Origin of the sequence: Enemella evansiae (genome assembly GCF_002250705.1) — a bacterium.
Classification (GTDB): domain Bacteria; phylum Actinomycetota; class Actinomycetes; order Propionibacteriales; family Propionibacteriaceae; genus Enemella; species Enemella evansiae.
In genome coordinates, this window is record NZ_NMVP01000017.1 from 20745 (window position 1) to 38765 (window position 18021).

The window sequence follows — 18021 nt, forward strand, 5'->3', positions numbered from 1 at the left end:
GCGATTGCCGTCCGGGCACGTCCTCGGTTAATCTGCACATATGACGAGTCATTCAGATGTCGCGTCGGCCACTGTGCCGCGTCCGGATGCGGCGACGCTCACCCGGGCGGCCGACGCGTTCGCGCTGCTCGGCGACCCGAACCGACTGCGGCTGCTGATCTCGCTGCTGGACGGCGAGCAATGCGTCGGCGGTCTCGCCGAGGCGAACGGGCAGAGCGAGTCCGCGGTCTCGCACGCGCTCCGGCTGCTCCGCGCGCACGGCATCGTCGCGGCCCGGCGTTCCGGCCGGCACGTCTTCTATCGACTCGAGGACGCCCACGTCCGCAACCTGATCGAGATCGCCCTCGCGCACAGCGACGAGGCCGATCACCTGGACCACAGCCACCACGGCCCGATTGAAGGAGACAACTGATGGGATCTGGACACAGCCACGGCCCGGCGATCGCACCCGGGCACGCCGGTGCCCGGCAGCGCCGTCGACTCACCTTCTCGTTCATCCTGATCGCGACCTTCTTCGTGGTCGAACTGGTCGCTGGTCTGTGGACCGGTTCGCTGGCGCTGCTCTCGGACGCCGGCCACATGGCCGCCGACGTCTCCACCCTCGGCGCCGCGCTGCTGGCCACCCACATCGCGAGCAAGCCGGATGAATCGGGCAAGCGCACCTACGGCCGCTACCGCATCGAGGTCTTCGCCGCCCTCTTCGCCGCCGCGGTGATGATGGGTGTCGCGGTGTTCGTGATGATCGAGGCCATCGACCGGATCGGCAAGCCCGTCGAGATCGCGACCTGGCCGATGATGGTCGTCGGCGCGATCGGCCTGTTGATCAACGTGATCGTGCTGTTCGTGCTCCGCGACGGCGCCTCGGAGAGCCTGAACGTCAAGGGTGCCTACCTCGAGGTGCTCGCCGATGCCGCCGGCTCGGTCGGCGTCCTCGTCGCCGGTGCCCTGATGATGTGGACCGGTAACGCCTACTGGGACACCATCGTGGCCGCCGCCATCGGCATCTTCGTCGCCGTCCGTGCGGTGATCCTGGGCCGTGAGGTGTTCGCCGTGCTCGGCCAGCACGTGCCGGCCGGGATGGACCCGACCCAGGTGCGCGCCGACCTGGCCGCCCTCCCGGGCGTACGCGATGTGCACGACCTGCACCTGTGGACGCTGACCTCGGGGATGAACGTCGCCACCGTGCACCTGGTCGCCGACGACGAGCAGCAGGTCCACTCGGTCCTCGACGAGGCCCGTCAGCTGCTCGAGGAGAAGCACGGCATCACCCACGCCACGCTGCAGGTGGAGCCGGAGGATCACAAAGGTTGCGCCGAGGTCGGTTGGTGAGGCCAGAATTGCGGTCGTGACCACCCACGAGTACGCCACCACGCTGAGCTGGAGCGGATCGACCGGCGTCGGCTACGACGGCTACGACCGCAGCCACACCGTCACCCCGTCCGGTGCGCCGGAGCTGACGATCAGCGCGGATCCGGCCTTCCGCGGCGATCCGGCCCAGCTCAACCCGGAGCAACTGCTGCTGGCGGCCGCGACCTCCTGCCAGCTGCTGTCCTTCCTGGCCGTCGCCGCACGCGCCCGGATCGGCGTGGTGGCGTACGCCGACGAGGCCGTCGCGATCATGCCGGACGACGTGCGCCCGACCCGGATCACCGAGATCGTGCTGCGGCCCCGGATCACCGTGCGCGGTGACGCGAGCCGGGTGCCGAGGCTGGTGGAGATCGCCCACTCCGAATGCTTCATCGCCAATTCGCTGGCGGTCTCGATGCGGATCGAACCGACCATCGAGGAGATCTGAGCGGCGGCGTACCCCTCAGCTCACCACCCGCAGACCTCCGCCCAGCCGGCCAGTGGTGATCAGCGATCCGAGTTCGCCGAGCTTGCGGCGGGCATCGTCATCGGCCGGTTGGAAGACGGTGAGTTTGAGCCGACGATGCTCCTGCACCACCAGGCTGAGCGCGCGATAGGTGACCTCGCCGACGTGGACGGAGCGGATCGTCTTGGTGCCGGTGGCCTCGCGCAGCACATCACCGGATTCCCACAGCTCGGTGAAGCCGTCGCAGCCGTGCAACCGGTCCAGCAGCGCCGGCCAGCGCGGATCGTTCATCGTCTCGGAATAGGAGGCGCGCAGCTTGGCCACCGAGACCGCCCGGTGCCGCTCGAACTCCCGATAGCCCTCGCGCCAACCCGGTTCGGTGAACGTCAGCAGGGTGCAGTTCAACGACTCCCGGGGCAACCGATCGGTGTCATCGATCATGAAGCGCCAGGTCTGGTTCCAGGCCACCGCATAGGTCAGGTTGTCGGTGACGACCACGGGTGTGGGCCACAGGTTGTCGATCAGGGTGTGCACCCGCTCGTCGACCTCGTTGAGCCCCGGGGTGAGCGCCCGATCGGGGTAGCCGCCGAGCTGGAAGAGGTGGGCCCGCTCGTCGGCATTGAGCAGCAACGCATCGGCCAGCGAACCGAGCACCTGTTCCGAGGCGTGCACATCGCGACCCTGTTCCAGCCACGTGTACCAGGTGGTGCCGACATTGGCGAGCACCGCGACCTCCTCGCGGCGCAACCCCGGCACCCGGCGCCGCGGGCCGCCCGGGAGATCGACCTCGGCCGGGGTGAGCCGGTCGCGGCGGCTGCGCAGGAACCGCCCGAGCTCGGTGCTGCGCTGATCGTCGGTCCGGCGGTCATCCATGCGCCCATTCTCCGCCGATCACCACCCGGCTGGAAGGCCTCAGGCTGGTGGTGCCGGTACCAGCATGGGGACCGTCTTCCTGGCTCCGGTGATCGGGGTGAGAGTGGGTGTCATGTCTCGCGTCCTCTCGGTCTGGCCGTTGTACGCCGCAGCGTTCCTGGCCACCTTCCAGCTGTCGCTGGCCAACATCTCGGTACCCGACATCCGGCACAGCCTGGGTACCGGGCCGGCCGGGCTCTCCCTGGTGGTCGGCGCCTTCACCGCCGCCTTCGCCGCCGGGCTGGTCACCGCCGGTCATCTCGGTGACCGGCTGGGGCGGCGCAGGCTGTTCCGGATCGGGCTGGCCGGGGTGGTGCTGGCGACCGTGGCCGCGGCGGTGGCGCCCGGGATCGGCCTGCTGCTGGTCGCGCGGGCGGCGCAGGGGTTGGCGAGCGCGGTGATGATGCCGCAGATCCTGGCCACCATCCAGGCGATGCTGACCGGTGCCGACCGGGCGCTCGCGGTCGCGGTCTTCTCGGCGGCCAGCGGGGTCGGGACGGTGGCCGGGCAGCTGGTCGGCGGCGCGGTGATCGTCGTACTCCCGGCCGGTTTCGGATGGCGGGGTGCGCTGCTCACCGGTGCGGTGGTGGCCGCTGCGGCGTACCTCGGGGGAGCGAAGCTGCCCGACACCCGCTCCGCGCACCCGGCCCGCATCGATCCGGTCGGTTCGATGCTGCTCGCCGCCGCGCTGCTGGTGCTGGTGGTGGCGCTCTCGCTCGGCCCGACGGCCGGTTGGGCGGTGTGGGATCTGGGTCTGCTCGGGCTCGCCGTGGTGCTGCTGATCGCGCTGATCCTGCATCAGCGGTGGGCCGCGCGGACCGACCGGCCCGCGGTGCTGCCGGCCGCGGTGCTGGCCCTGCCACCGGTGTGGATCGGGATGACGATGGCCCTGGTCTTCTTCTCCGGTTTCGGTGCCTTCATGTATGACTTCGCCCTGTTCACCCAGGGATCGCTCGGGTTGAACGCGTTCGGGTCGGGCCTGGCGACCGGGCTGTTCGCGCTCGCCTTCGTCACCGGGTCGATCACCTCGACCCGGATGATCGCCCGCTTCGGCGGCCGCACGATGGTGATCGGTGCGGTGCTGCAGGGGCTCTCGCTGATCGCGGTCGGGCTGGTCTCCTGGGCGCGGGTGTCCGGTTGGGTGTGGTGGTTCCAGCTGATCGGGGTGGTGCTCGGATTCGCGCAGTCGTGGATGTTCGCGCCGCTGGTCGGTGCGGTGATGCAGGCGGTACCGGATCGGGTGGCGGGACTCACCGGTGGCCTGATCGCGACCGCCCAGCAGGCCGCCCTCGGGCTCGGGGTGGCCGTCTTCGGCGGGTTGTACGCCCAACTGGGTCCGGTGCTCGGTGAGTCGCGCGCGTTCGGCGCGGTGGCCTTCATCCAGGTCGGCCTGGCGGTCGTCTTCGGCGCCCTGGCGGTACGCCTGCTCGGCGCGCAGAACCGGGTGGTGGCCGCCACGATCATCGAGTAGCTCGCGCAGCGAAGCTGAGATTGACCGGTACGCCGGTTGAGCGAGCGAGGTACGAGCGAGTCGAGATGATGCCGCGTTCATCTCGACACGCCAGCCATTGCTCCGCTTCGCTGCGCATGGCTGGCTACTCGATGAACGTGCGGCGGTGCTTCGCTGCGCATGGCTGGCTACTCGATGAACGTCAGGAATCCTTGCGCAGCAGGAGAAATGCCTGCGGGTCGGGTTCGTTGCCGACGGGGGCGCGGCGCAGGCGGGCCAACTCCGTCGTACCGGGCCAGGCGGCGGCGACCTCGTCCAGGGTGTGCCGCCAGCGGCTCAGTGTGACCTGATGACCGAGGTCGCGATAGAACGCCGACAGGTCCTTCTCGCCCTCACCCTCCTGGAAGCCGATCAGCAGCGCACCACCCGGTGTGAGCACCCGCAGCACCTCGGCGACGGCCGGCCCCCATTGCGACAGCGGGGTGTGGATCATCGAATACCAGAGCAGCACCCCGTCGAACGCCGCATCGCCGAACGGCAGGTCGGCCAGCGGGGCCACCTCGATGGTCAACTCCGGATGCACCCGGCGGGCGTGCTCCACCATCCCCGGCGAGATGTCACAACCGGTGACCTGGGAACCGCGGGCACTCAGCTCGGCGATCATCCGGCCGGTACCGCAACCGGCGTCCAGCACCCGCTGCGGCTCCGGCACCACGCTGGTGAACGCACCGATCATCGCCAGCTCCAGCGGCTGCTCGGCGCGGGTGTCCGGCAGCAACCGGGCATAGTCGTCGGCGAGCTGGTCGTAGGCGCGGGCAGCGGTCGTTCCGGGGTCCTGGGGTTCCATTCGCGGCACGCTACCGAAGGCGAACGGGGCCGCCCGTTAGGCTGCGCCGGGTGAGCGCAGACCAGGTGCAACCCGCGGGCCGCCGATCCGCCTGGCGCGGCGTCGTCGGCTTCGGACTGGTCAGCCTGGCCGCGGACATGGTCTACGAGGGCGGTCGGTCGATCTATGGTCCGCTGCTCGCCACCCTCGGCGCCAGCGCAGCGATCACCGGTCTGGTCACCGGCGCCGGTGAGGCGATGGCCCTGGTGCTGCGGGTCGTCTCCGGGCCGCTCGCCGATCGCACCGGCCGCTACTGGGCGCTCACCCTGCTCGGTTACGGGCTGACCGCCATCTGCGTACCGCTGCTCGCGATCACCCCACTCATCGGCGCCGCCGGACTGCTGCTCGCGATCCTGCTGATCCTCGCCGAACGCGCGGGCAAGGCCGTCCGCAGCCCCGCCAAGAGCGCCCTGCTCGCCGAGGCCGCCACCCGGGTCGGCAGCGGCCGCGGATTCGGCGTGCACAAGGCCCTCGACCAGATCGGCGCCTTCGCCGGACCGCTGCTGGTCGCCGCCCTGTTGGCGGCCACCGGCACCCTCACCCCGGCGCTCGCCGCCCTGGTCATCCCCGGTGCGATCGCGATGGGATTGCTGCTCTGGTTGCGATCCCGGACACCCCAACCCGTCCGTGACAACCAGCCGCACGGCAGCTGGTGGCAGGACACCATCGGCAGCAATCTCGGCCGGCGGTTCTGGCTCTTCGCCCTGGCCGCCGCCTCCGCCACCGCCGGCCTGGTCACCTTCGGGATGATCGGCTTCCACCTCAGCAGCACCGGGTTGCTGCCGCTGGCCGCGATCCCGCTGGCGTACGCCGGGGGTCAGCTGGTCGCCGCGCTGGCCGCCCTGGTGACCGGGCTGGGGTACGACCGGGTCGGCGGCCGGGTGCTCTACGCGCTGCCGCTGCTGGTCCTGCTGGTACCGGTCTTCGCGTTCACCCGCTCGGTCTGGGCGGTGCTGCTCGGGATCGCCTGCTGGGGCGCGGCCAACGGTGTCCAGGACTCCACCATCAAGGCCGTCGTCGCCGACCTGACCCCGCGCGGCCGCCGCGCCACGGCGTACGGCGTCTTCGCCGCGGTCCAGGGTGCCGCGGCCGTGCTCGGCGGCGGACTGGCCGGTCTGCTCTACGAACGCTCGATCCCCGCCCTGATAGCAGTGGTCGCCGGATTGCAGGTGATCACCGTGGTCCTGCTGCTGATCACCGGCCGCAGTTCACCCACTCGTCCCCCGACCGTCACCGACACCTCACCGAAGCGGCCCGGCGGGTGACGATAACGTCTCCCGCATGAGCGAAACCCAGTCGAGCAACACCATCAGCCGGCGTGGCATCCTCACCGCCGCGGTCGTCGGCGGCGCCGGCCTCGCGCTCGGCGATGCCCCGGCGTACGCCGCCCAGCCCGGCCGGCCCGGCCCCGGCCGGGGGAACGCGCTGCGGCTGACCGTGCTCGGCACCACCGACCTGCACGGCAACGTCTACAACTGGGACTACTTCAAGAACGCCGAATACGACGACGCCGTGCACAACGACATCGGCATCGCCAAGGCGGCCACCCTGATCAAGGCGATGCGCACCGAACGCGGTGCGGACACCTGCATCACCCTCGATGCCGGTGACACCATCCAGGGCACCCCGCTGGCCTACTACTACGCCAAGATCGACCCGATCACCAACGGGCCCATCCATCCGATGGCCGCGGCGATGAACGCCGTCGGCTACGACGCGGCCGCGCTCGGCAACCACGAGTTCAACTACGGCCTGGACATCCTGCGCACCTTCGAGCGCCAGCTCGAGCATCCGCTGCTCGGCGCCAATGCCGTCGACTGGAGCACCGGCGAACCCGTCTTCCCGCCCTATGTGCTGAAGCGGATCAACGTGCCCGGTGCCAAGCCGGTCACCGTCGGCATCCTCGGTCTGGTCACCCCCGGGGTCGCGATCTGGGACAAGGCTGTCGTGGAAGGGAAGATCCGCTTCCCCGGACTCGTCGAGCAGGCGAAGAAGTACGTACCGAAGATGAAGGCCGAGGGCGCCGACGTGGTGCTCGTCTCGGCCCACTCGGGTGCCGACACCTCATCCTCCTACGGCGACGCGCTGCCCTATCCGGAGAACGCCGCCAGCCTGATCGCCGAACAGGTGCCCGACATCGACGCGATCCTGGTCGGCCATGCGCACAAGGAGATCCCGCAGCGCTATGTCACGAACAAGGCCACCGGTCGGCAGGTGCTGTTGTCCGAGCCGAGCTACTGGGGCATGCGGGTCACCGTGATGGATCTCAACCTGGTCAAGGAACGCGGCCAGTGGCGGGTCGACACCGCGACCGCGACCCTGCTGAACTCCAACACCGCGCCCGAGGACCCGCAGGTGGCCGCCGCGCTGCGCAGCCAGCACCGGCAGGTCCTCGACTACGTCAACGGGGTGATCGGCACCTGCACCCAGGCGATGAGCGCGGCCACCTCACGCTATGAGGACACCGCCGCGATGGACTTCATCAACCTGGTCCAGGCCCAGTCGGTGAAGGCGGCCCTGGCCGGCACCCAGTACGCCGACACCCCGGTGCTGTCGATCGCCGCGCCGTTCAACAAGAACGCCGCGATCCCGGCCGGTGAGGTGACGGTACGCGATGTGGCCGGGCTCTACATCTACGACAACACGCTGCTCGGCATCGCATTCACCGGCGCCCAGGTGAAGGCCTACCTGGAGAAGTCCGCCGAATACTTCAAGCAGGTACCCGGTCCGGGGACCTATCCGGCGGATGCGGTCACCAACGCGACCACCCCGACCGCGCCGAACGGTACGCCGGACTACAACTACGACATCATGGGCGGCCCGGACGCCGAGCTCACCTACGACATCGACCTCGCCGCACCGGTGGGTTCGCGGCTCAAGAACCTGGCCTACGCCGGCGCCCCGGTCACCGACGCGCAGCAGTTCGTTGTCGCGATCAACAACTACCGCCAGTCCGGCGGCGGCAGCTTCCCCGGGGTGACCACCGCCCCGGTGGTGGACAACCGGCAGCAGGAGATCCGGCAACTGCTGATCGACTGGGTGACTGCGAACAAGACCATCGATCCGCCCAGCTTCTTCAAGCAGAGTTGGAAACTCACTGCTGGGGGTACGCCGCTGACGATCACCGGCTGAGGGGATCCTCTCGACACGCTCGCTGCGCGAGCTGCTCGAGGATCGTGGGGGACACGCTCGCTGCGCGAGCTACTCGAGGATCGTGGGGGAAGTGGGCACCCGATAGGGTCGGGTCGAGACGCAACGAAGGGGTGTTCATGGAGGTCATCGTCAGCGACTCGGCACAGGAGTCGGCACGACTCGCGGCGGATGCCATCAGCGCGCTCTACCGGGACAAGCCGGCGGCGGTACTCGGTGTCGCCACCGGATCCAGCCCGGTCGAGGTGTACGCCGAACTGGGCCGCCGGGTCGATGCGGGTGAGCTGACGATGGCCGACGGCCAGGCGTTCATGCTGGATGAATACGTCGGCCTGCCGGCCGATCATCCGCAGCGCTACCGCAACGTCATCGACCGCGATTTCTCCGCCCGGGTTGATCTTCCGGCCGATCGGGTGCACGGCCCGGACGGCATGGCGAGCGACGTGGTGGCCGCCTGCGCGGCGTACGAGGACCAGATCCGAGCTGCCGGCGGGGTCGACCTGCAGATCCTCGGGATCGGCACCGATGGGCACATCGCCTTCAACGAGCCCGGTTCCTCGCTGGCGTCGCGGACCCGGATCAAGACCCTCACCCCGCAGACCCGCGCCGACAACGCCCGCTTCTTCGACGACGATGTGGACGCGGTCCCCCGGCACTGCCTGACCCAGGGCGTCGGCACGATCATGGATGCCAAGCACATCGTGCTGCTGGCCAACGGCAAGGCCAAGGCCGAGGCGGTGCACCATGTCGTCGAGGGTCCGGTCACCGCGATGTGGCCGGGTTCGGTGCTGCAGTTCCATCCGCATGTCACCGTCTTCGTCGACCATGCCGCGGCCTCCCGGTTGCAGCTGGCCTCGTACTACGTCCAGACCGCGCAGGACAAGCCGGACTGGCAGGGTTTCTGACCAGATAGGAGAAGTTGTGCCTCGCATCACCGGGATCGAGCTGTCCGACGTCCGATTTCCCACCTCGGTGGAGAAAGACGGATCCGATGCGATGAACAAGGACGCCGACTATTCCGCGGCATACCTGCGGCTGGTGACCGACGACCCCGCGCTCTATGGCTGCGGTTTCACCTTCACCACCGGGCGCGGCAACGACATCTGCCTGATGGCGATCAAGGAGTACGCCGAGCGGTTGGTCGGCCGGGAGGCCAGCGAGGTGTACGCCCGACCGGGCGTGGTCTATCGGGAACTCCAGGGTGACGCGCAGCTGCGCTGGCTGGGCCCGGAGAAGGGTGTGGTGCAGCTCGCCGTCGCCGCGGTGCTGAACGCGGTCTGGGACCTGGCCGCCCGCGCGGCCGGCGTACCGCTGTGGCAATTGGTCAGCGAACTCTCCCCCGAGGAACTCGTCGACGCGATGGACCTGAGCTATCTGTCCGACGAGCTGACCGCCGACCAGGCGCTGGAGTTCTTCCGCACCGCACAGCAGGGCCGCGAGGAACGGCTCGCCGCGCTGCGCGAATCCGGTTACCCCTGTTACACCACCTCACCCGGCTGGCTCGGCTACAGCGACGAGAAGCTGGCGCGGCTCTGCCGGGAGGCGGTCGACGAGGGTTACCGGCACGTCAAGCTGAAGGTCGGTGCGGACCGCGCCGAGGACGAGCGGCGCCTGTGGATCGCCCGGGAGACGATCGGGCCGGACGTCTCGCTGATGATCGACGCGAACCAGGTGTGGGAGGTCGACCAGGCCGTCGACTGGGTGCGATCCCTTGCCGGCTTCGATCTGCTCTGGATCGAGGAACCGACCAGCCCCGACGATGTGCTCGGTCACCGCAGCATCAGGGAGCGGCTGGCACCGACCGGGATCGGCGTCGCCACCGGTGAGCACGGGATGAACCGGGTGCTGTTCAAGCAGTTGCTGCAGGCCGAGGCGATCGACTTCTGCCAGATCGACTCCTGCCGGCTGGCCAGCGTCAACGAGATCCTGCCGGTGCTGGTGATGGCGGCCCGCCGCGGCGTACCGGTCTGCCCGCACGCCGGCGGGGTCGGCCTGTGCGAGCTGGTGAACCATCTGGTGATGATCGACCAGCTGATCGTGGCCGGTACCAGCGAGGGCCGGGTCGCCGAATTCGTCGATCATCTGCACGAGCACTTCGTCGATCCGTGCGTGGTGCGCGCTGGGGCGTACACCCTGCCGAGCGCACCCGGCTACTCGGCGGAACTGAAGGCTGAGACACTGGCCGAGTTCAGCTATCCCGATGGCAGCTACTGGGCGCGGGCCCGGACTGCGGAGGTGTGACATGTTGCGTGGTCCGATCATTCATCCCACCCTGCTCGAGGCGCTCGCCCGCTGCGGGCACGGCAGCGAGATCGTCATCGTCGATGCCCTCTATCCCAGCGTCACGCACGTGAACCCGGCGGCCGACCGGGTCGAGCTGAACCTGACCCCGGGCACCGTTCCCGCGGCCACCATCCTGGAGCTGGTCGGTCAGTCGCTGCAGATCGAGAAGGCCACCTACATGCGCGATGCCGACGGCGGCGTCTCCGAGCCGGTCGCCGAATTCCAGGAGCTGCTCGAGGGGCACACCCACCACGGTGGGGACGCGGTCGAGTGGGACAGCCTGGAACGCTTCGACTTCTATGCCGCTGCGCGCGGTGAGGACGTGTCGCTGGTGATCGTCTCCGGTGAGGTACGCCCCTACGCCTGCCTGATGCTCACCGTCGGGGTGCCGTGAGTCGGATCGTCGACACCCACCTGCACGTCTGGGACACCGGACTGCGGGACCACCCCTGGCTGGCGACAGCGGAGTTGCCGGCGGTCACCGGGCTGCCCGATGAGGCGGACCGCAGCTATGTGCTGGTCGAGGCCGATGCCGCCGACGCCTGGGACGAGGCGCAGTGGCTGGATCGGGTCGCGGCCGATCCGCGGGTGCATGGCATCGTAGCGAGCCTGGATCTCGACGGGGCCCGCACCGATACCGAGCTGCGGCGGCTGCGGGGGCTCGCCTCGCTGGTCGGGGTACGCCTGCTGCTGCAGGATTCCGGCCGGTTCGATGACCCCGATCTGCTGCTCGGTCTGCGGGTGGTGGCCGATCATGGGTTGCCCTTCGATGCCTGCGTCCGCGCCGGTGAGCTGGCGCAGCTGCGGGTGCTGCTGGCGCAGGTCCCGGAGCTGACCGTGGTGCTGGACCACCTCGGGAAGCCGCCGCTCGGCGACCCGGCGGGTCTGGAGCGTTGGCGGGCCGATCTCGGGGCGCTGGCCGAACTTCCCCAGGTGCACTGCAAACTCTCCGGGCTCCCGGCCGAGGCCGCCGATGAGGATCAGCTCCGGCGGATGCGCGGGCCGGTCGTCGCGCACGCGCTGGCGATGTTCGGCGCCGGGCGGTGCCTGATCGGCAGCGATCGGCCGGTGAGCCGGACCGCCGAGGACTGGTGCGCCTGGGCGCTCAGCCAGGTGGATGCCGAGGACCGGCCCCGGGTCGGTGAGCAGAACGCGATGACGATCTATCGGAGGGCAGCATGATCGATTTTCCGCAGTGGCAGCGTCTTGGGGTCGGTACCGCCCAGTTCGGCAACCTGGGCCACCCGGTCAGCGATGCCGACGCCGAGGCGGTCGTCGAGACCGCCTGGGCGGAGGGGCTGCGCTATTTCGACACCGCCCCGCACTACGGCCTGGGGCTGGCCGAACGGCGGCTCGGGCGCGCCCTCGCCGCCCGGCCGCGGGAGGAGTATCTGCTGTCCACCAAGGTCGGGCGGCTGCTGGTCGACAACCCGAACCCGGTCGGCAGCGATGAGGAGAACGGCTTCCTGGTCCCCGACGAGCTGACCCGCGAACGCGATTACACCGCCGACGGTGTGCGCCGCAGCCTGGCGGAATCCCTGACCAGGTTGGGAATCGACCGGATCGACATCGCCCTGATCCACGACCCCGACGAACCCGACGACCGGTTCGCCGAGGCCCGCGACGGCGCCGTCCCGGCGCTGCGGGAGCTGAAGGAGCAGGGTGTGATCCGCGCCTGGGGGGTGGGCACCAAGGATCCGGAGATGGCGAAGCGTTTCGTCGATCAGTGTGATCCCGATGTGGTGATGCTGGCCGGCCGCTACACCCTGCTGGAACAGGAATCGGTGGGCTTGCTGGCGGCCTGCGCCGGCAACGATGTCGGGGTGATCGCGGTCGGTGTGTTCAACTCCGGGCTGCTGGCCACCGACGACCCGGGCGCCGACGCCCGATACGAGTATGGCCCGGTGCCCGGGCCGCAGCTGGAGCGGGCGCGACGCCTCGCGGCGGTCACCGCCGAATTCGGCGTACCGCTGCCGGCCGCCGCGATCGCCTATGTGAAACGGAATCCGACGGTCGTCAACGTCTGCCTGGGGATGTCGAATGCCCAGCAGGTGCGCGACGACATCGCCCTGGACCAGGTCGCTGTCCCCGACGAACTCTGGGCCGAGCTGGCCCGCCAGGGCCTCCTCGACGCCACGTTCATCGAGTAGGTCGCGCAGCGACCGGTTGACCACGTTCATCGAGTAGGTCGCGCAGCGACCGTGTCGAGATGAACCCGTCCAGCTGGACCGCTTCATCTCGACACGGCCGCCATTGCTCCGCTTCGCTCCGCATGGCGGCCTACTCGATGAGCGTAGCGAGGCGGTCGAGCGGCTACTTCTTGACGTCGAAGCGGTCGGCGTCCATCAGCTTCGCCCAGGCGGCGACGAAGTCGTGCACGAACTTCTCCTTGGCGTCGTCGGCGGCGTACACCTCGGCGACGGTGCGCAACTCGGAGTTCGAGGCGAACACCAGGTCGGCCCGGCTGCCCTGCCACTTCTTGTCGCCATTGCTGCCGTCGAACAGATCGCTGGAGCCGTTGGCGGCGGTCCAGTGGGTGTTCAGATCGAGCAGGTTGACGAAGAAGTCGTTGCTCAGCACGCCCTCGCGGTCGGTGAGCACACCGACCTTCGACCCACCGGTGTTGGCGCCGAGCACCCGCAGGCCGCCGACCAGCACGGTCATCTCGGGTGCGCTGAGGCCGAGCAGGTTCGCCCGGTTCACCAGCGCGTACTCACCGGGCAGCACGCCCTTGCCGTCGTCGTGGTTGCGGAAGCCGTCGACGGTGGGCTCCAGGTAGTCCATCGACTCGATGTCGGTCTCCTCCTGGGAGGCGTCGCCGCGGCCCGGGGTGAACGGCACCTCGACCTCGACGCCGGCCGCCCGGGCCGCCTGCTCGACACCGACATTGCCGGCCAGCACGATCACATCGGCGATCGAGGCCTTGCCGGACTCCTCGGCGATCTTCTCCAGCACCGGCAGCACCTTCTGCAGCTGCTGCGGATCGTTGACCGCCCAGTCCTTCTGCGGTGCCAGCCGCAGCCGGGCACCGTTGGCGCCGCCGCGCTTGTCGCTGCTGCGGTAGCTGCCCGCGGCGGCGAATGCGGTCGAGACCAGTTCGGCGACGCTCAGGCCCGCGTCGGCGATCTTCGACTTCAGCTCGGACACCTCGGCGTCGCTGAGCTGGCTCTGCCCGCTCGGGATCGGGTCCTGCCAGAGCAGGGTTTCGCTCGGCACCTCCGGGCCGACGTAGCGGCTGACCGGGCCCATGTCGCGGTGGGTCAGCTTGAACCAGGCGCGGGCGAATGCGTCGGCGAACTCGTCGGGGTTCTCCAGGAACCGCCGCGAGATCTTCTCGTAGTCCGGATCCATCCGCAGCGACAGGTCGGTGGTCAGCATGTTCGGCGTCCGGTTCCGCTCGGTGCCGTGCGGGTCCGGCACGGTGTCCTTCGCGGCCCCGTCCTTGGGCTGCCACTGCTGACCGCCGGCGGGGCTCCTGGTCAGCTCCCACTCGTTGCCGAACAGGATCTCGAAGAACCGGTTGCCCCACTGGGTCGGCGCGTCGGTCCAGATCACCTCGAGGCCGCTGCCGATCGCGTCGTTGCCCTTGCCGGTGCCGTAGGTGTTCTTCCAGCCGATGCCGTTCTGATCGATCGGGGCGGCCTCCGGCTCGTTGCCGACATACTTCTCCGGATCGGCGGCACCGTGGGTCTTGCCGAAGGTGTGCCCGCCGGCGATCAGCGCGACCGTCTCCTCATCGTTCATCGCCATCCGCTTGAAGGTCTCGCGGATGTCGACCGCGGCCTTCAGCGGATCCGGGTCGCCGTTGGGGCCCTCGGGATTCACATAGATCAGGCCCATCTGGACCGCGGCGAGCGGGTTCTCCAGGTCGCGTTCGCCGGTGTAGCGCTCGTCGCCGAGCCAGGTCTGCTCCGGGCCCCAGTAGACGTCGTCGTCCGGTTCCCAGGCATCCACCCGGCCACCGGCGAAGCCGAAGGTCTTGAAGCCCATCGACTCCAGCGCCACATTGCCGGCGAGCACCATCAGGTCACCCCAGGACAGCGACTGGCCGTACTTCTTCTTCACCGGCCAGAGCAGTCGCCGGGCCCGGTCCAGCAGCACGTTGTCGGGCCAGCTGTTCAGCGGCGCGAAACGCTGCTGGCCGGTACCGGCGCCGCCGCGGCCGTCCTGCACCCGATAGGTGCCGGCCGCATGCCAGGCCATCCGGATCATCAGCGGGCCGTAGTGGCCGAAGTCCGCCGGCCACCAGTCCTGGGAGGTGGTGAGCAGCTGCTCGAGGTCGGACTTCACCTCGGCCAGGTCGAGGGCCTCGAACGCCCTCGCGTAGTCGAAGTCCTCGCCGAGCGGGTTGGTGGCGGGCGGGTTCTTGGCGAGGATCCGCAGATTCAGACGATTCGGCCACCACTCCTGATTCGTGTCCCCCTGCGTGGGTTGACCGTGCAGGACCGGGCACTGGGGCTGGTTGTCGTCATTGACTTCGGCGAGTTCGGATTCGTGATCTACGGACATGTTTCCTTCTCTCGTTCAGTTACCGGTCAGCCCGGCTCGGCCGACTGGCAGGCGGGGCAGTGGCCCCAATAGGTGACCTCGGCCTGGTGGATCCGGAAGCCGTGGTCGTCCTCGGCGGTCAGGCAGGGGGTGTGGCCGACGGCGCAGTCGACGTCCTCGACCGCACCGCAGCCGGCGCAGACCAGATGGTGATGGTTGTCCCCGGTCCGGGTCTCGTAACGAGCGACCGAACCGGCGGGTTGGATGCGGCGAAGCAGTCCGGCCCCGGTGAGTGCACCGAGGCAGTCGTAGACGGTCTGGTGGGAGACCGTCGGCAGTTCCTCCCGCGTCGCGGTGAGGATGCTGCCGGTATCGGCGTGCGGATTCCGGGCCACCGCGGCCAGCACGGCCACCCGCGGTCGGGTCACGTGCAGACCCGCAGCCCGGAGCTGTTGCGGAAGGTCTGACGTAGCTGTCATGGGACGAGTCTCATCGTCGAACTTGAACAAGTCAAGAAGTCTGTGGATCTGAGATGCAGATTCATGAATAGGATCCCTCTCCTCGGGGTAGGTGGTATGGCCCGGAACGGCAGAGAACCCCTGCCTCAGCAGGGGTTCTCGCGGGTCGGTGGGGGCAGGCGGATCAGCCGGCGTCGATGACCTCGGCGATCGGGGTGTCACCGGTGTTGAAGCGCAGTTCCCGGCCGGCGACCTGCTGCTGCTCGGCGTCGCAGACCGCGGCGATCACCGCGGCCACATCGGCGCGCGGGACCTTGCCGGCCTCGCTGGCCTGCGCGTCGATCCGACCGGTACCGGGGTCGTCGGTGAGGCCGCTCGGCATCACCAGGGTCCAGGCCAGGTCGGTACCGCGCAGGTGCTCGTCGGCCTTCGCCTTCGCCTCGGCGTAGGTGAAGAACGGATTGTCCTCCGCGATGCCGTGGTCGGTGGCCGCACCGAAATAGGAGACCATCACATAGCGCGGTACGCCGGCCGCGACCGCGGCATCCATCGAGCGGATGGCCGCATCCCGGTCGACCGCCTCGGTGCGCGCCGGGTTGCCGCCACCGGCCCCGGCGGACCAGACCACCTGGTCGTGGGCGCGGAGCAGTTCGGTGAGCTGGTCGGTACCGGCCTGTTCGATGTCGGCGACCACCGGGTTCGCACCGGTGGCGGCGACCTCGTCGGCGTGCTCGGGGTTGCGGATGATGGCATCGACCTGGTGGCCGGCAGCGGTCAGCAGCGGCGCGGCGAGCAGCGCGACCTTGCCGTGGCCGCCGATCAGCGCGATACGAGACATGAATGCTCCCCTCGGGTTGGGTGTTCTGAAGACCACGCTAGGCGCGGGCCGGTAACGGATCGAGGGAGGCGTCCACATGCCCGTACCGGTGCCGGGTCCGGCTGATCGCCTGCTCCCGCAGGAAGGTCAGCAGTTCGCGGCGGCCGGTGGCGAGCACCGGGCCGGTGAGCAGGGTGGTCGCGACCTCCGGGTGCAGCTCGGCCAGGTCGGCCGGGTCACCGACCACCCGGACGCGTTCGGGGGTACGCCGCAACCGCTCCACCAGCTCGGCCGACGGCTCCCGGCGTACCGGGATCCCGAACGAGGACAGGGAATCCGCCACGACCGGATCCGCCGACACCTCGACCTCGGCGCCGACGCAGGCCGCACCGGCGAGCAGCCGCAGCACCTCCACCGGGCGGGCATCGGCCTGGGCGCGGATCAGCACCGGCACCGGCCGGTAACGCAACACGTTGGCCTCCACCACCAGGTTGCTCGGGTCCTGCTCCACCCCCAGTTCGGTGGCGTACGCCGCGGCATCGCTGCCGGCGGCGGCGGTGAGCCACTGCTGGTCGGCGTCGGTCAGCTCCCGGGCGGCGTCCAGCACGGCCCGCGCCTCGGCACCGACCGGGGCGGTGAAGCTCGGCAACCCGTCGGGCAGCCAGTGGCCGAGCTGGGCGACGTAGTTGGGGCCGCCGGCCTTGGCGCCCGGTCCGACGGTGCTGGCCTTCCAACCACCGAAGGGTTGCCGGCGCACGATCGCCCCGGTGATGTGCCGGTTCACATAGAGGTTGCCGACCTCCACCTCGTCCTGCCAGTGGCCGATCTCGGCCGGGTCGAGGGAGTGCAGGCCACCGGTCAGGCCATAGTCGGTGCCGTTCTGCAGCTCGATCGCCTCGTCCAGATCCTTGGCGCGCATCAAACCGAGCACCGGGCCGAAGACCTCGGTGGTGTGGAAGGAGGACCCGGGCTCGACCCACTCCTTCAACCCGGGCGACCAGAGCCGGCCGCTGTCATCGAGCTGCTTCGGCTCGACCAGCCAGCGCTCCCCGGGCTGCAACTGGGTCAGGGCATCACGCAGCTTTCCCTGTGGTGCTTCGATCACCGGGCCCATCGTCGCGCCGAGGTCCTCGGGCCAGCCGACCCGCAGCGAACCGACCGCGTCGATCAGCTGCCGCCGGAACCGCGGCGAATCGGCGACCGAACCGACCAGGATGCCGAGTGAGGCGGCCGAGCACTTCTGCCCGGCGTGCCCGAAGGCGGAGCGGACCAGGTCGGCGACCGCGAGATCGGGATCGGCGGACGGGGTGACCACCAGGGAGTTCTTGCCGGAGGTCTCGGCGAGCACCCGGGCCCCGTGCGGACGCCCGGAACGCCAACCGGCAAAGAGTTTCGCGGTCTCGGTGGCGCCGGTGAGCACGACCGTGTCCACATCGGCGTGCGCGATCAGGGCCTTGCCGACCTCACCCTCGTCGGTCTCCACGAACTGGAGCAGCTCGGTCGGTACGCCGGCGCGGTGCAGCGCCTCGACGGCGACCGCGACGCAGCGCGGGGTCTGCGGCGCGGGCTTGATCAGCACCGCCGCGCCGGCGGCCAGGCCGGCGAGCACCCCGCCGATCGGGATCGCGACCGGGAAGTTCCACGGCGGGGTGACCAGCACGACCCGATCCGCGACGAAGCGGGCGCCGTCGGTGGCCGGGCCGTGTTCCAGTTCGAGCGCGCGATCGGCGTACCAGCGGGCGAAATCGACCGCCTCGGACACCT

Annotated in this window: 17 protein-coding genes; 11 read left to right on the top strand and 6 right to left on the bottom strand. The window is 69.6% G+C overall.

Annotated elements, in window-relative coordinates; translation table 11 throughout:
- Positions 1-40: 40 nt before the first annotated feature.
- The 3 genes from BI335_RS11450 to BI335_RS11460 are packed head-to-tail and all read left to right on the top strand — an operon-like array spanning position 41 to position 1795.
- The gene (locus tag BI335_RS11450; protein WP_094404886.1) at positions 41-412 is read left to right on the top strand and encodes an ArsR/SmtB family transcription factor; all 372 of its coding nucleotides are present in this window, start codon (positions 41-43) and stop codon (positions 410-412) included.
- Positions 412-1329 carry a cation diffusion facilitator family transporter gene (locus BI335_RS11455; protein ID WP_094357480.1) on the top strand — a complete coding sequence of 306 codons (918 nt, stop codon included), beginning with the start codon at positions 412-414 and terminating at the stop codon, positions 1327-1329. The genes BI335_RS11450 and BI335_RS11455 overlap by 1 nt, the downstream gene beginning before the upstream one ends.
- Before the next feature lie 16 nt (positions 1330-1345).
- Positions 1346-1795 (top strand): OsmC family protein, encoded by a 450-nt coding sequence (locus BI335_RS11460; protein ID WP_094431078.1) that lies wholly within the window; start codon positions 1346-1348, stop codon positions 1793-1795.
- A gap of 15 nt (positions 1796-1810) precedes the next feature.
- Here the strand turns inward: BI335_RS11460 and BI335_RS11465 are convergent, their stop codons facing one another.
- Positions 1811-2686, bottom strand: coding sequence for a helix-turn-helix transcriptional regulator (locus tag BI335_RS11465; protein WP_094431080.1), 876 nt, complete (start codon positions 2684-2686; stop codon positions 1811-1813).
- A 112-nt stretch (positions 2687-2798) separates the two neighbouring features.
- Between BI335_RS11465 and BI335_RS11470 the strand changes: the two genes are divergently transcribed.
- Positions 2799-4196 (top strand): MFS transporter, encoded by a 1398-nt coding sequence (locus tag BI335_RS11470; RefSeq protein WP_172421855.1) that lies wholly within the window; start codon positions 2799-2801, stop codon positions 4194-4196.
- A 181-nt stretch (positions 4197-4377) separates the two neighbouring features.
- On the opposite strand, the gene BI335_RS11475 is transcribed toward BI335_RS11470, so the two are convergent.
- Positions 4378-5022 carry a class I SAM-dependent methyltransferase gene (locus BI335_RS11475; protein ID WP_094431084.1) on the bottom strand — a complete coding sequence of 215 codons (645 nt, stop codon included), beginning with the start codon at positions 5020-5022 and terminating at the stop codon, positions 4378-4380.
- Between the two features lie 50 nt (positions 5023-5072).
- Between BI335_RS11475 and BI335_RS11480 the strand changes: the two genes are divergently transcribed.
- From BI335_RS11480 to BI335_RS11510, 7 genes are all read left to right on the top strand, one after another.
- Complete coding sequence (locus BI335_RS11480; protein WP_229119558.1) at positions 5073-6326, top strand: MFS transporter; 1254 nt, start codon at positions 5073-5075, stop codon at positions 6324-6326.
- A 16-nt stretch (positions 6327-6342) separates the two neighbouring features.
- On the top strand, positions 6343-8193 hold the full coding sequence (locus tag BI335_RS11485) for a bifunctional metallophosphatase/5'-nucleotidase (protein ID WP_094431086.1): 1851 nt from the start codon (positions 6343-6345) through the stop codon (positions 8191-8193).
- Between the two features lie 137 nt (positions 8194-8330).
- Positions 8331-9116: a glucosamine-6-phosphate deaminase gene (gene nagB, locus BI335_RS11490; RefSeq protein ID WP_094431099.1), complete on the top strand. Its 786-nt coding sequence runs from the start codon at positions 8331-8333 to the stop codon at positions 9114-9116.
- Positions 9117-9132: 16 nt separating this feature from the next.
- Positions 9133-10452 (top strand): enolase C-terminal domain-like protein, encoded by a 1320-nt coding sequence (locus tag BI335_RS11495; RefSeq protein WP_094431088.1) that lies wholly within the window; start codon positions 9133-9135, stop codon positions 10450-10452.
- A 1-nt stretch (position 10453) separates the two neighbouring features.
- A complete protein-coding gene (locus BI335_RS11500; RefSeq protein WP_094357464.1) occupies positions 10454-10888 on the top strand; it encodes an RbsD/FucU family protein in 435 nt (144 codons plus the stop codon).
- On the top strand, positions 10885-11676 hold the full coding sequence (locus BI335_RS11505) for an amidohydrolase family protein (RefSeq protein WP_172421867.1): 792 nt from the start codon (positions 10885-10887) through the stop codon (positions 11674-11676). The genes BI335_RS11500 and BI335_RS11505 overlap by 4 nt, the downstream gene beginning before the upstream one ends.
- Positions 11673-12644, top strand: coding sequence for an aldo/keto reductase (locus tag BI335_RS11510; protein WP_094357461.1), 972 nt, complete (start codon positions 11673-11675; stop codon positions 12642-12644). Before BI335_RS11505 ends, BI335_RS11510 begins: the two co-directional genes overlap by 4 nt.
- Before the next feature lie 163 nt (positions 12645-12807).
- On the opposite strand, the gene katG is transcribed toward BI335_RS11510, so the two are convergent.
- From katG to BI335_RS11530, 4 genes are all read right to left on the bottom strand, one after another.
- On the bottom strand, positions 12808-15003 hold the full coding sequence (gene katG / locus BI335_RS11515; protein ID WP_094431092.1) for a catalase/peroxidase HPI: 2196 nt from the start codon (positions 15001-15003) through the stop codon (positions 12808-12810).
- Positions 15004-15029: 26 nt separating this feature from the next.
- A complete protein-coding gene (locus tag BI335_RS11520; protein ID WP_094400611.1) occupies positions 15030-15461 on the bottom strand; it encodes a Fur family transcriptional regulator in 432 nt (143 codons plus the stop codon).
- A 163-nt stretch (positions 15462-15624) separates the two neighbouring features.
- Positions 15625-16278: an NAD(P)H-binding protein gene (locus tag BI335_RS11525; RefSeq protein ID WP_094400609.1), complete on the bottom strand. Its 654-nt coding sequence runs from the start codon at positions 16276-16278 to the stop codon at positions 15625-15627.
- A 37-nt stretch (positions 16279-16315) separates the two neighbouring features.
- A partial coding sequence (locus BI335_RS11530) for an aldehyde dehydrogenase family protein (protein WP_144009116.1) occupies positions 16316-18021 on the bottom strand: 1706 nt, incomplete at its 5' end.